This is a genomic window from Leisingera sp. MMG026, from assembly GCF_021654205.1.
GTDB lineage: Bacteria > Pseudomonadota > Alphaproteobacteria > Rhodobacterales > Rhodobacteraceae > Leisingera.
The window spans coordinates 1-12861 of the sequence record NZ_JAKFZM010000018.1 but is presented as its reverse complement, the minus strand read 5'-3'; the positions used below and the strand labels follow the sequence as shown (position 1 = coordinate 12861).

Sequence of the window (12861 nt, the reverse complement as noted above, 5' to 3'; positions counted from 1 at the left end):
ATGAAACTGCTGCGGTACCGCGCGGGCGGGGAAGTACGGCCTGGCCTTCTGGACAGTACAGGCGCAGTCCGGGATCTATCGGCGCATGTGCCGGACATCACCGGTGCGGTGCTGGGGGACGAAGCCTTGGGCCGGCTGGCAGCGTTGGACCCGGCAGAACTGCCGCTGGTGAAAGGACATCCGGAGCTGGCGCCTTGTGCCGGGCAGACGGGGAAGTTTCTTGGCATCGGCCTCAACTACACCGATCACGCCGAGGAGATGGGCATGGCGCTGCCGGAGCATCCGATCCTGTTCCTCAAGGCGTCCTCGTCGATTTGCGGACCGGATGATGACGTGATTCTGCCGCGCGGCTCAGTGGCGGCGGATTGGGAGGTCGAGCTGGGCGTGGTGATCGGCACCGCAGCCAAATATGTCTCCGAAGCAGATGCATTGAACCATGTGGCGGGGTATTGCGTGGTCAACGATGTGTCCGAGCGCGACTATCAGACCAAGCTGACCGGCCAATGGACCAAGGGCAAGAGCTGTGACACTTTCGGGCCGATCGGCCCCTGGCTGGTGACGCGGGACGAGGTGCCGGACCCGCAGAATCTGTGGCTGACCTGTGATGTGAACGGCGCGCGGCGGCAGACTGGAACCACGGCCACGATGGTGTTCACCGTGGCACAGATCATCTCGCATCTAAGCCAGCTGATGACCTTGCATCCGGGTGATGTGATCGCCACCGGCACCCCGCCGGGCGTCGGCATGGGGTGCAAACCGCAACCGGTCTATCTGCGGCCCGGCGACGTGATGCGGCTGGAGATCGAAGGGCTGGGAGTGCAGACCCAAACGGTGCGGGCTGACTGCTGACAAGCTGCTGGCGGGGTCTCCCGCCCGTTCCGGCGCATTCGCAGAATGCGCCTCCGCGGTTGGGCGTGGCGCTGCGCCATGCGCAGCGCGGGCCTGCGTGCAGCAACGCTGAAGCGGGCTGAAAGGAACGTGCCTGGCTGCCAGATTGACCGCCGCCAGCACCCGCGGAAACAAACGTTCAAGCGCCGCTGCAGAATTGCTTGTACAGCAAGGCTATCAATTCTTGTGTGTTGCCGTCGGTCAGAGAATAGAAAACCGTCTTGCCTTCCCGCCGCGTGGCAACCAGATCATCTTCACGCAGCCGGGCGAGCATTTGGCTGACCGCGGCCTGGCGCATATTTAACAGGGCTTCCAGCTCGCCCACGGATTTCTCGCCGGTGCCAAGATGGCACAGGATCATCAGCCGCCCTTCATGGGCAAGCGTTTTGAGGAAAGCAGCCGCTGCTGCGGCGCGCTCCTGCATGTCGACTGGCGTTTCCGGGTCGATGAGGTCGTTGATCTGGACAGGCAATATGCGGCATCCTGGCTGGTCGTCTGCCGCATATTGCCTCTATTTTCCGGACCAAGTCACCCAGGAATTACGGCCTCAGTCCACGATCGGCGGAGAGCCACCGGCAAAGGCGTTGCCATTGGCGTAATCACAAGGCGCTTCTTGCATATTGAGGTGCAAGTCAGTTCCGGTGAACGGATGGGCGCGGGCAAGGTCTTCGTCCACCTCGATGCCCAGCCCCGGTGCCTCTGGCGGGGTGACAAACCCGTTCTCTACCCGGATAGACCCCTTGATCAGCTGATCGTGAAAGGGGGTTTCGATGGTTTCCAGCAACAGAATGTTCGGGATTGAGGCTGCCAGGTGGATGTTGGCCGCCCATTCCACCGGTCCGGCATAAAGATGCGGCGCCATTTGCGCGTTGAACACTTCGGCAATGGCCGCGACCTTTTTCATTTCCCAGATCCCGCCGGCGCGGCCCAGGGCGGGCTGCAGAATCTCGGCGGCACCAGCCCGCAGCACTGCAGCGAATTCCGCCTTTGCGGTCATGCGTTCGCCGGTGGCCACAGGAATGCGCAGGTTGCGGGCAACGCGGGCCATGTCTTCGAAATTGTCAGGCGGTGTGGGTTCTTCGAACCAAAGCGGGGAATAGGGTTCTATTGCCTGGCCCAGGCGGATGGCACCGGCGGTGCTGAACTGGCCATGGGTGCCAAACAGCAGGTCCGCCTTGTCACCCACGGCATCGCGGATCGCCTTGCAGAACGCCACCGACATCGAGATATCCGACATCGCAGGCATATGCCCGCCGCGCATCGTATAGGGGCCTGCGGGGTCGAATTTCACCGCAGTGTAGCCTTCGCTTACCTTTTGCGCTGCGGCCTCGGCAGCCAAGTCAGGCGAAGTCCAGAACTCCGTGATGTTCTGATGCGGCAGCGGGTAGAGATAGGTATAGGCGCGGATGCGGTCATTCATCCGCCCGCCAATCAACGCATGAACGGGACGGCCGCGGTCCTTGCCCAGAATATCCCAGCAGGCGATTTCCAGGCCCGAGAAGGCCCCCATCACCGTGAGGTCCGGACGCTGGGTGAAACCCGAGGAATAGGCGCGGCGGAACATCAGTTCGATGTTTTCCGGGTTTTCCCCGGCCATGTGGCGCGCGAATACGTCGCGGATCACATGGGTCATCGCATCGGGGCCCACTGACGACGCGTAGCATTCGCCCCAGCCGGTGATGCCGGTGTCCGTGGTGACTTTCACCAGAATCCAATAGCGTCCGCCCCAGCCAGGGGCAGGCGGGGCGGTTACGATGATATCCAGATCTTGCAGTTTCATGGTTCAGGTCTCCGAAGCCTCGGCAAAGGCGGCTAGTTCCTTGCCGATCTCATCAACTGCGGCCCCTGTGCTGAAAAAGGCCAGGTCAGGGGCCTCTGCATCGTCCATGAAAACCTCGATCTCGATCTGCACCCGCGATCCGTCAAATGCGCCGTCAATCCGCCAGCGGCGGGCTTCGTTCAACGCCATGTCCTGGATCGCGCCGGTAACGGAAGTGGTGAAGTCCGCAGGCAGGCCGAAACGGGGGTTGTTGGCCAGCCGGATCAGGAATGGGCCGACACTGCCGGCTTCAAAATTCATCGAAGTCTCAGAGGTGATCGGCGGCGCCTTGGGGGCCTCGGGTTTGAAGAGATCGGTCAAAAATTTCAGCACGCCCTGCGCTCCGCCTTGAAAGTGTCAGCCGAAGACAATCACATTGCGTTTTGCTGAACCAGTCTTGGTGTCGGCAATCGCCTCGTTTATCTGGTCCAGACGCCAGCGGCCCGAGATCAGCTCATCCAGTTTCAACCTGCCCTGCTGGTAGAGGTCCACCATCCAGGGGATATCGCGCTGGATCACCACATCGCCCATTTTGGAGCCGATCAGCCCCTGGCCAACAGCTGCCAGAACCACCGGTTCATAAGCAGCCTTGGCGCCTGAATGCGGCATCCCGATCAGCACCGCCTTGCCGCCGCGCGCCAGGTAGCGGGGGGCCTGTTCATAGGCCGGGATGGCGCCAACGGTGATCAGCACCGCATCAGCGCCGCGGCCGCCAAGCGCCTTGTATGCGGCCTTCCATGGCTTTTCTTCGGTGGCGAGTACCCCGTGGGTAGCGCCGAACTCCTTGGCGATCTCCAGTTTCCCGGGGCTCATGTCCACTGCAACGATGCGGCGGGCGCCGGCAATGCGGGCGCCCTGGATGGCGTTGAGGCCGACGCCGCCGGCACCGATCACCACCACATCCTGGCCCGCACGCAGTTGCGCCGCATTGACCACCGCGCCCACGCCGGTGATCACCCCGCAGGAAACCAGCGCCGCGGCGTCCTTACCCATGTCTTCCGGGATTTTCACGATCTGGCGCTGGTCCACCACAACCTTCTCGGCAAAGGCGCCGCAAGCCATAGCCTGATCCAGCGGCTTGCCGTCCGCGGTTTTCAGCGGGCCGCGCAGGGTGTCATGCGGCGTTTCGCAGATCACCGGCCTGCCGCCAGCGCAGGAGGGGCAGGTGCCGCAGCTGCGGATCAGGGTCACCACAACAGAGTCGCCCCCGGTAAACCCCTGCACACCGGTGCCGACTGCGGTGATCACCCCGGCGGCCTCATGTCCGTAAACTGCGGGCAGATGCCCGCCCCAGGCGCCCTCGGCATAAGAAATGTCGCTGTGGCAGATGGCAACCGCGTCCAGCGTGACCTCGACCTCGCCCATTCCAGGCGGCGCCAGCTGCACCTCCTCGATCACCAGAGGAGCGCCGAATTCATGGCAGACGGCGGCTTTGATGGTTTGCATGTTCTTTCTCCCCGTTTTCAGGCAGCGTGGCGCGGTGGGCACCCGGCAAGCAAGCTGGAATGCGGCAGCAGCCCGGCAGAGCGGCGCTTTTACGCGACGGAAGTTTTGCTGCGCAGGAACACTGCGCAGCCGATCGCCATCATCAGCAGCGCCAGCAGGAACGGCGCGCCAGGCAGGTAGAGGCCGGCGCCTTCGCCGGTGAAGCGGGCAAACACCGCCGTCATCATCAGCGGTGACAGGATCATCGCCAGCGCATTGACGGCGGTCACTACGCCTTGCAGTTCACCCTGCTGGTTGTCCTCAACCGCCTGTGCCATCATTCCTTGCAGCGCGGGCTGGACAACTGCCCCCAGGGCCGAGACCGGGATCAGCAGCAATGCTAGGGTGCCGCTGGAAATAAAGGCAAGAATGCCGAGGGCAATAAACTCAAACAGCTGCCCCCAGATCACCGTCCGCCGCTCGCCGAACCAGATCACTGTATAGCGCAGCAGCCAGCCCTGCACCAAAGCCATCGAGATACCGTAGACCGCCAGCGACAGGCCGATCACCTGCGGCTGCCACCCGAAACGTTCCAGCGTGAAATAGGCCCAGATCGCAGGGTAGACATAGATCGCAACAGAATAGAGGAAATAGACCCACAGCAGCGGTTTGACGCCCGGAATGCGCCCGACTGCGCGGAAGGCACCAAACGGGTTGGCGCGGCGCCAATCAAAGGGGCGGCGGTTCTTGTCCTGCACCGTTTCGCCCATCACAAACCATCCGAGGGTGAAATTTGCCAGCACCAGAACCGCGGCGGCATAAAACGGCGCCCGCGTGCCCAACTCGCCCAGCAGCCCGCCCATCAGCGGCCCCAGCACAAACCCGGCACCAAAGGCCGCACCCAGCAGGCCGAAATTGGCGGCCTTTTTCTCCGGCGGCGAAATGTCGGCGATATAGGCGCCCGCTGTCGAATGCGTCGCGGCGGTGATCCCGCCCAGAATGCGGCCCAGAAGCAGCAGCCACATAGTGCCGGCAAGGGCCATGATCAGATAGTCCAGCGCCATCACAAACAGCGACACCAGCAGCACCGGCCTGCGCCCCACCGCGTCGGACAGGCTGCCGAGGACCGGGCTGAACAGGAACTGCATCACTGCAAAGACAGTGCTGAGCACACCGCCCCAAACTGCTGCCTGCGCCAGCGTACCGCCCTGCACCCCGGTGATCAGGCCAGGCATCACCGGCATGATCAGCCCAATGCCCATGGCATCGATCATCACGGTCGCCAGGACAAAGACGAGGGACAGGCGGCTATGGCGTTCAGCCCTGCCGCATTCGTCCATTTTTGCCGGCAGCACAGGCAATTCTGCTCTCCTTAGCGGGTTCTATTCGCCGCCCGGTTTTTCTGTCTTCTTGGCAAATTGCAAGGCTTCCCACGGGGCCCGGCCCATCTGCTGTGCCGGATCAAACAGGGCTGCCGCGTCCAGTTCCGGGTACGCTTGCGCCGCCAGCTCCTGCAGCGGGGTTCTTGTGGACTGTGCTTCCTGGCACAGCAACTTGACCGCCGCCTGCGCATCAGGCCGCGGCATCTTAGCGGCGAGGGCAAAACTCAATGCCTCGGCGTGGATCATGCCCAGCCCGTCCGACAACGCGGATGCCATGGCCGCCGCATTCGGTGCGAGGCCCGCGCTGAGCGCTCTTCCGGTCTTTGCGGCACTGGCTGCGCCCAGCACGATTTGGGGCAGGCACATCCATTCGGTGAACCAGGCCGCCCCGTCACGCTGATGCTGCTGGATTGAAGCGCCTTGCAGGACGGAAAGCAGACCGCTGCCCTGCCGCGCCAGCGCCGCCAGAACCGAAGGCGCCACCGGGTTCTGTTTCTGCGGCATGGTTGAGGACGCGCCGGCTCCACCCAGCGAAATCTCCCCGATACCGCTTTGCACCAGCGCGGTGCTGTCCTCTCCCAGCTTGCCGAATGCGAGCGTCACGCGCACCAGCCAGTCCGCAATCCGCAGGACCGGGGTGCGGTTGGTGTGCCAGCTGTGTCCGGGATCGCCCAGCCCCAGCCCATTGGCCATGGCCGCGCGTACCTCGGCTGCTTGCGGCCCCAATGCAGATGAGGTTCCCGCAGCACCTGACAAGGACACCAGCAGGCAGGAGTGGCGCAAGCCGGGCAGTTCCTCCAGCAACCCCAGCAGCGGCGCACCCCAGCCCGCCGCCACCGCACCGAAGCTGGTCGGGGTGGCGTGCTGGCCATAGGTGCGGGCGGCCATCGGCAACTCTGCATGTGTTTTGGACAATGTGCCAAGCGTTTTTACTGCTGCGGTCAAATCCGTTTCTATCAGCGCCAGCACCTGGCGCAGCCGCAGCATCAGCGCGCTGTCCATGATGTCTTGCGAGGTGGCGCCCCAATGCACATACTGCGCGTGCTCTGGCGCTTTCATTTCTTCCCGGAACGCTGCGACCAGCCCTGGCACCGGCACGCCGTTCTGCCCTGTGGGCCGCTTCAAAACACCGGGATCAATGGCGATTTCCACCACGGCCCGGCTGATTGCGGCGGCGCTCTCCTGCGGGATCACTCCGGACGCGCCCTGCGCCTTGGCCAGCGCGCCTTCCACCAGCAGCATGGCACGCACCTCTGCGCTGTCAGAGAACAGGCGGCTGGCCTCGCCGCTGCCGAAGAGATCACCGTAGACTTGGCTGTCAAAGACGGAACCTGCCATCAGAAGTCCTTTGCGATTTGCCCGATCAGATCGGCGAGCCCGTCGGGGTCCGCAAAGAAGGGCGAATGGGATGTTTTCATGTCATAGACCCGCTGCGGCGGCAGCTGCGCCGCCATTTGCGCCTGGTATTCCGGAGGGATCACCCGATCGCCTGAGCAGCTGATACAGGCCTTGGGCACGCTTTCGAACCGTTCAGACAGCTGGATCGCTGTGTCCTGAGGCCGGATCGGCTGAAGGCAGAGGTTTTGCAGAGCAAAGCGAACAGCCTCCGCCGGGCAATCGTGATAAAATAAGTCCGGCGCGGTTTCGGGCAGGAATGTGTATCCTGTGCCGGCCGGGTTCTTGGCGGTTGCCCCGAAAAGTGTTTGCCGCGGCCCGGCCTTGCGCATACCGATCAAGGACATGCCGTTGACAGGTAAATAGGCGCAAAGATAGATCAATCCACGCAGGTTTTCAGGTGCTGCCTCAGCCGCGGCGGAAATGGGAAAACCGCCCCAGGAATGCCCCAGCACGAGGGTGTCCGGAGTGGAGGCTGCTGCGATGACCTCAGCCGTTTCTGCCAGCGTGACGCCTGCCGGATCCCGGCCATCGCCATGACCGGGCAGGGTGATTGCACGGGCGCTGTGGCCGCTGGCTTCCAGTGCCGGGATCACATCGCGCCAGCACCAGGCGCCATGGCAGGAACCATGGATCAGAAGAACCTCAGCCAATGTGCCCGGTCTCCTGCAGAAAAGCGGTCAGGCGCGCGGCGTATTCTTCAGGTTGCTCAACGCAAGGGATATGACCTGCGCGGCGGATCAGGTGGAACCGGCTGCCGGGGATAAGATCGACCGTCTCGCGCACCAGATCGGGCGGGGTGGCTCCGTCCTCCGATCCCGCGATGCCCAGGCAGGGAAGCCGCAGACCGCTGGTGGGTGTATAGAAATCAGTGCCCGCAATTGCCGCGCAGCAGCCGGCATAGCCATCGCGGGACTGTTGAACCAGCATGTTGTGCCAAAGCTGCAGTTGAGGCGACGCGCGATAGCCGCGGGAAAACCAGCGCTCCATCACGCTATCGGCCAGTGCCCCGATACCCTGCGCTTGCACCATCTGCACGCGGTCCTTCCACATCTCGGCGGTGCCGATCTTGGCCGCAGTGTTCGACAGCACCAGCGCCCGGATCTGGTCCAGCCGCTTCACTGCCAGCCCTTGTGCAATCATGCCGCCGATTGACAGCCCAACAAAGACGCAATCGCGTACCTCCAGAAGATCCAGCAACCTTTCCGCATCGCGCACCAGCGCGCCCATCGAATAGGGGGCAGGCGGGCAGGACGACAGCCCATGGCCGCGCTTGTCATAACGGATAACGCGCAGGCCCGCGGGCAGCCGCTCTACCACCGCATCCCAGACCCTGAGGTCAGTGCCCAGCGAATTGGCAAAAACGATGGGGGCGCCATCCGCATCTCCGTCAATGCGGTAGTGAAGCTGGACATCGCCCAGGTCTGCGATCTGCATGAAATGCCTCATTTCTGTTCCGCCGCAGTCTACCTGCGCCTTGGCGGCGAGGTAAACCAACCGCTGGCCGCAGGCGGTGGAATTTTCTTGAGGAAGAAAATTGGCCGGGAAAATCGGATTTTTCCGGCCCCCCTCAGCTGCGCAGCTCCATATGGGCCATGATCTGCCCGTGATCGGAAGCGAGTTTGTTGTAAGGCGCCTCCGGGTGGCTGCCGTCGGTCAGATGATCGTTGAAGACACTGTAGTACTGCATCTCCCCCAGTGCGCCGTTCCAGGCAGGGTCGAAATGGCGGGACATGTAGATCTGGTCGATGCTTTCATGCACGCCGCCAAAGGCGGTGGTGTAGACCACATCACGCAAGCTCTTCTTCAGAAACATCTTCTCGGCCGAGCGTAGCCGCACCCGGTCGATGGCTTCGCGGATCTGCCTGTCTTCTTCCTCGCTATAGCGGTCGCCGCCGTGCCGGGCGTCGTGGCGCAGCATCCAGGCGTAGTTCCTGAATGGTGCTTCGCCCGAGATGATTTCGCTGCTGACCGCGTGTTCGCCGTCATTGAAATCCCCCAGCACCATGACCGGGCGGCCTTGTTCCAGCTCGTCCAGCACCGCACGGCGCAGCACCCAGGCTTCTCCCATCCGCCGCAACGCTGCGCGCAAGGCCCCCAGGGCACGGCCCGCGGCGTCATAAGCTGTCAGCACAGATTCCGGGGCGTACTCCGCCCCTTGCGGCGTGATGTATTCACCCAGCTTCGATTTCAAATGGCAGTTGAAGACGGTGATAACCTGATCGCCAACCGGCACGCGCACTTTCAGAACCGGGCGCGACAGGCGGCGCAGGGTATAGAACCCAGCGTCGTCATCTTCGCCCAGGCAAGCCATCGGAATATCCAGCGGCTGAGCCAGCTCCTGGATCACCTCTGCTTCGCCTTCGAAGCCGAACCGCGACAGCACCGCAAGACCCGGGCGCCGCTTTCCAGGCTCGCCCGTGTCATTGACATTCGGAGCGAATGCCAGCGCAGCCTCAGCATAAGACCCATAGGCCAGCTTCTGAAAAATCGCCTTGCGGTGATAGCGCTTGGAGGGGTCGGGGATGCTGGCTGCATTAGCCTCTGCCCCGCGCCGGTCCGCTTCGGCAATCACCTGGCGCAGCGGAGCCTCTTCAAAGATCTCTTGAAACCCAACGATATCGGCATTCAGCGTCAGCAGCTGGTCGGCCATCCAATCTGCTTTCCACGCATATTCCTCGGGCGTGTAGCTTTGGAAACGGTAGTATTCCCGCTCGGGTCCGATCAGATTTTTGACGTTGAACGAGGCGATGGTGAAACGTGTCATGAACGGCCCCCTTGGCTGCCGGACGGATTGCCGTGCGGTCAGAGTTCAAGCATAACGCGCCAGCGCCTCCTGGAACAGCGCTGCATCCACATTGCCGCCAGTGGCCACTGCAATCACGGCCTCGCCGCCGATCTTGCCAGGGTGGAACAGGGCCGCTGCCAGCGACGCAGCCCCACCGGGTTCCAGAACGATCTTCAGCCGCAAAAAGGCCAGCGCCATCGCCCGCAGCGCCTCTTCTTCGGTGATGACCAGGCCCGGCCCGCACAGGCGGCTGAGGATAGGAAAGGTGATCTCTCCCGGCTGCGGTGTCAGGATCGCGTCGCAGATGGAGCCCGATTGGCTGGGGTTCTGCCGGATTTCACCAGCGGCCAGCGAGCGGGTCACGTCGTCGAACCCTTCCGGCTCCACCGGTCGCACCCGCAGGCCTGGCGCGTATGCCTCCAGCGCCAAAGCGATCCCCGACGACAATCCGCCGCCGCCGCAGTTGACCAGAACCTCTGCTCTGGTGACGCCTTCGTCAGCTGCCTGCTCTGCAATCTCCAACCCGCAGGTGCCTTGACCGGCAATTACCAGCGGTTCGTCATAGGGTTTGATCAGAGCCAGCCCGCGTTCTCCGGCCTGGCGGGCGCCGACGGTTTCGCGGCTTTCCCCGCCGGCGCGGTCGTACAGCACAACCTCGGCGCCCAGATCACGGGTGTTCCGGATCTTCAGCTGCGGCGCATCAGCGGGCATCACGATCACAGCAGGCGCATTGTGCGCTTTGGCTGCCGCAGCCACGCCTTGCGCATGGTTGCCGCTGGAATAGGCAAGCACACCCCGCGCGCGGGCCTCTTCCGGCAGCGCCGAGACCGCCGACCAGCCGCCGCGGAACTTGAAGGATCCGGTGTGCTGCAGGCATTCCGCCTTCACAAACAGACGCCGTCCGGCGATTTCGTCCAGAAACGGCGAAGACAGCAGCGGCGTGACGCGGGCATGGCCTTTCAGCCGCGCTGCCGCAGCTTCGATCATGGCGATTGAGGTCATTTGATTTGGTCCAGTACAGCATGGATGAGGGCAAGCGCCTCTGGCTCGTCCAGAAAGGGCACATGGCCGCGGTTCGGAATTTCCACGGCTTGCAGTGCAGGCAGGCGGCGCTGCATTTCCACATAGGTTCCGGCGCTCAAAATGTCCGAATTTGCGCCGCGGATGATTCCGCAGTGCAGCCCGTCCAGGGTCATGAAGAGAGGCCAGAGATCCGGGGGAGGGCCAGCCTCCGCTTGTGCCAGCAGCGCGTCCCGCAGACGTGGATCATAGCGCAGGCTGAGCCCGCCGGCATCTTCGTCATAGAATGCCTCGGCCTCCTCGCGCCAGCGTGCAGCCGGAACACCGGGAAAGGCCGGTGCCATCAGGGCAGAAAGTGCTTCTGCAGCCTGTGCATGTGTCTTTGCAGCCGGGCGCCTGCCAACGTAGTCCATGATCCGGGAAATGCCATCTGCGGGGATCTCGGGGCCGACATCATTCAGGATTACCGCCGCAAGCCGGTCTTTGGCGATGGCGGCCAATGTCATCGCAACCAGGCCGCCGCGCGAGGTGCCCAGAATGGCAGCGCGGCCCAACTCCAAATGATCCAGCAGCTCCAGCGCATCCTGCGCCTCGCGCAAAACATTGTAGGTCATGAAGTCCGGATCATGATCCGACTGCCCCCGTCCGCGGGCGTCCAGGGTGATCATCCGGCAGCCTGCGGCATGCGGCGCGAAATAGCGGAAATCGCGGCTGTCCCGGGTCAGGCCAGCCAAGCACAGCAGCGGTACACCCTCCCCGGCATCGGAGTAATGCAGCTGCAACCCGTCTGAGGTCTCAAAAAACGGCATGTGTGAACGTTTATTCCTTGGCCAGATCGGGAATTGTGGTGAGGTCCGGAAGGATATGCGCCGGTTTCCAGGGCAGCCTGTCAACAGGCTCGCCCGCCCGGTTGACCCAGGCGGTGACAAACCCGTAGCCGGATGCCCCCGCCGCGTCCCAGCCGTTGGAGGAGACAAACAGCACCTCCTCGCGGGCGCAATTGAACCGGGCGCCAACCATATCGTAGACGCGGGCGTCGGGCTTGAAGATGCCGACGCTCTCCACCGACAGCACGCCGTCCAGCACATCGCCCAGCCCGGCTGATTGTACTGCACCATCCAGCATGGCAGGGGATCCATTGGACAGGATTGCGGTGTTCATGCCGGCGGACTTCAGCGTGTTCAGCATTGCGGGCACTTCCGGATAGGCCTGCAGCTGCCAGTAAAGATCAAGCAGCCGCTGGCGCAAGGCGGCATCTGCTGCCAGCCCGGCCGCCTCCATCGCCCAATCAAGCCCGTTCTGCGTCACATCCCAGAAATCGGCATGGGCATTGGTGATCGCCCGCAGCCAGGTGTATTGCAACTGCTTCAGCCGCCAATTGTTGGCCAGCTCCGCCCAACTGTCCTGCAGATGCGGAAATTCCGGCTCGCTGGCGGCCTGCCGCGCCGCAGCGGTCACATCGAACAAGGTCCCGTAGGCGTCAAAGATACAAGTTGTAATTGGCATGGGGCGCTCCCTTTGCCGAAGCGTTGCACGAAGCCCCGGGCGGGCAAAGCGGGAAATTGTATCCATACGGGTTTACATCACATTCGCGGACGCTAGGCTGCGCTCCTTTATCAACCCGCAACCGATTGGAGGTCATATGACCGGGGTAAAGAACGGCGACACCGTGCGCATCCACTACACAGGCAAGCTGACGGATGGCACCGTTTTCGACAGTTCCGAGGGCCGTGATCCGCTGGAATTCACCGTTGGTGCGGGGCATGTGATCGCTGGCATGGATGCGGGGCTTGAAGGCATGTCCGTGGGGGAGAGCAAGACGCTGGAGATCCCCTGCGCCGAAGGATACGGCCCGATCAACCCCGCCGCACGCCAGGAGATCCCCCGCGAAGGCATCCCCGAGGATATCCCGCTGGAACTGGGTACTCAGCTGCAGATGCAAAGCCCGGACGGCCAAGTGCTGCCGGTGACCGTGGTCGAGGTCGGCGACGAGACAGTCACTCTGGATGCCAACCATTTCCTGGCGGGCAAAGATCTGGTTTTCGATATCGCGCTGGTCTCGGTATCCTGATGTCCGGTCTGCGGGCAGGCGGCACTCCCGCGCCCGCAGGTCTTCCGGCTGTGCCGGAAAACACTTGGCGGCC

14 protein-coding genes are annotated in these 12861 nt (G+C 63.1%); 2 read left to right on the top strand and 12 right to left on the bottom strand.

Translation table 11 applies throughout. The features are described 5' to 3' along the window. Nucleotides 1-849, top strand: coding sequence for a fumarylacetoacetate hydrolase family protein (locus tag L1069_RS11585; protein ID WP_237455780.1), 849 nt, complete (start codon nt 1-3; stop codon nt 847-849). A 178-nt stretch (nt 850-1027) separates the two neighbouring features. On the opposite strand, the gene L1069_RS11580 is transcribed toward L1069_RS11585, so the two are convergent. The 12 genes from L1069_RS11580 to L1069_RS11525 form a co-directional block, all read right to left on the bottom strand. Next, nucleotides 1028-1312, bottom strand: a complete 285-nt coding sequence (locus tag L1069_RS11580) for a metalloregulator ArsR/SmtB family transcription factor (RefSeq protein WP_129372959.1) — start codon at nt 1310-1312, stop codon at nt 1028-1030. A gap of 123 nt (nt 1313-1435) precedes the next feature. Beyond that, a complete protein-coding gene (locus tag L1069_RS11575; protein WP_237455779.1) occupies nt 1436-2668 on the bottom strand; it encodes a mandelate racemase/muconate lactonizing enzyme family protein in 1233 nt (410 codons plus the stop codon). Between the two features lie 3 nt (nt 2669-2671). Then, complete coding sequence (locus L1069_RS11570; protein ID WP_237455778.1) at nt 2672-3040, bottom strand: hypothetical protein; 369 nt, start codon at nt 3038-3040, stop codon at nt 2672-2674. 24 nt (nt 3041-3064) lie between these two features. Further along, nucleotides 3065-4153, bottom strand: coding sequence for a Zn-dependent alcohol dehydrogenase (locus L1069_RS11565; protein ID WP_237455777.1), 1089 nt, complete (start codon nt 4151-4153; stop codon nt 3065-3067). 89 nt (nt 4154-4242) lie between these two features. Next, complete coding sequence (locus L1069_RS11560) at nt 4243-5472, bottom strand: TCR/Tet family MFS transporter (RefSeq protein WP_237455835.1); 1230 nt, start codon at nt 5470-5472, stop codon at nt 4243-4245. A 42-nt stretch (nt 5473-5514) separates the two neighbouring features. After that, nucleotides 5515-6852 carry an adenylosuccinate lyase family protein gene (locus L1069_RS11555; RefSeq protein WP_237455776.1) on the bottom strand — a complete coding sequence of 446 codons (1338 nt, stop codon included), beginning with the start codon at nt 6850-6852 and terminating at the stop codon, nt 5515-5517. Next, nucleotides 6852-7562, bottom strand: a complete 711-nt coding sequence (locus tag L1069_RS11550; protein WP_237455775.1) for an alpha/beta fold hydrolase — start codon at nt 7560-7562, stop codon at nt 6852-6854. Before L1069_RS11550 ends, L1069_RS11555 begins: the two co-directional genes overlap by 1 nt. Beyond that, nucleotides 7555-8346 (bottom strand): 3-oxoadipate enol-lactonase, encoded by a 792-nt coding sequence (gene pcaD / locus L1069_RS11545; protein ID WP_237455774.1) that lies wholly within the window; start codon nt 8344-8346, stop codon nt 7555-7557. Before pcaD ends, L1069_RS11550 begins: the two co-directional genes overlap by 8 nt. Before the next feature lie 133 nt (nt 8347-8479). Then, complete coding sequence (locus L1069_RS11540) at nt 8480-9676, bottom strand: endonuclease/exonuclease/phosphatase family protein (protein WP_129372006.1); 1197 nt, start codon at nt 9674-9676, stop codon at nt 8480-8482. 45 nt (nt 9677-9721) lie between these two features. After that, nucleotides 9722-10699 carry a threonine/serine dehydratase gene (locus tag L1069_RS11535; protein ID WP_237455773.1) on the bottom strand — a complete coding sequence of 326 codons (978 nt, stop codon included), beginning with the start codon at nt 10697-10699 and terminating at the stop codon, nt 9722-9724. Then, nucleotides 10696-11526 (bottom strand): alpha/beta hydrolase, encoded by an 831-nt coding sequence (locus tag L1069_RS11530; protein ID WP_237455772.1) that lies wholly within the window; start codon nt 11524-11526, stop codon nt 10696-10698. Before L1069_RS11530 ends, L1069_RS11535 begins: the two co-directional genes overlap by 4 nt. Before the next feature lie 10 nt (nt 11527-11536). Then, nucleotides 11537-12223: a haloacid dehalogenase type II gene (locus L1069_RS11525; protein WP_237455771.1), complete on the bottom strand. Its 687-nt coding sequence runs from the start codon at nt 12221-12223 to the stop codon at nt 11537-11539. A 136-nt stretch (nt 12224-12359) separates the two neighbouring features. On the opposite strand from L1069_RS11525, the gene L1069_RS11520 reads away from it, so the two are divergent. Next, a complete protein-coding gene (locus L1069_RS11520) occupies nt 12360-12788 on the top strand; it encodes a peptidylprolyl isomerase (protein ID WP_211038690.1) in 429 nt (142 codons plus the stop codon). Nucleotides 12789-12861 lie beyond the last annotated feature (73 nt).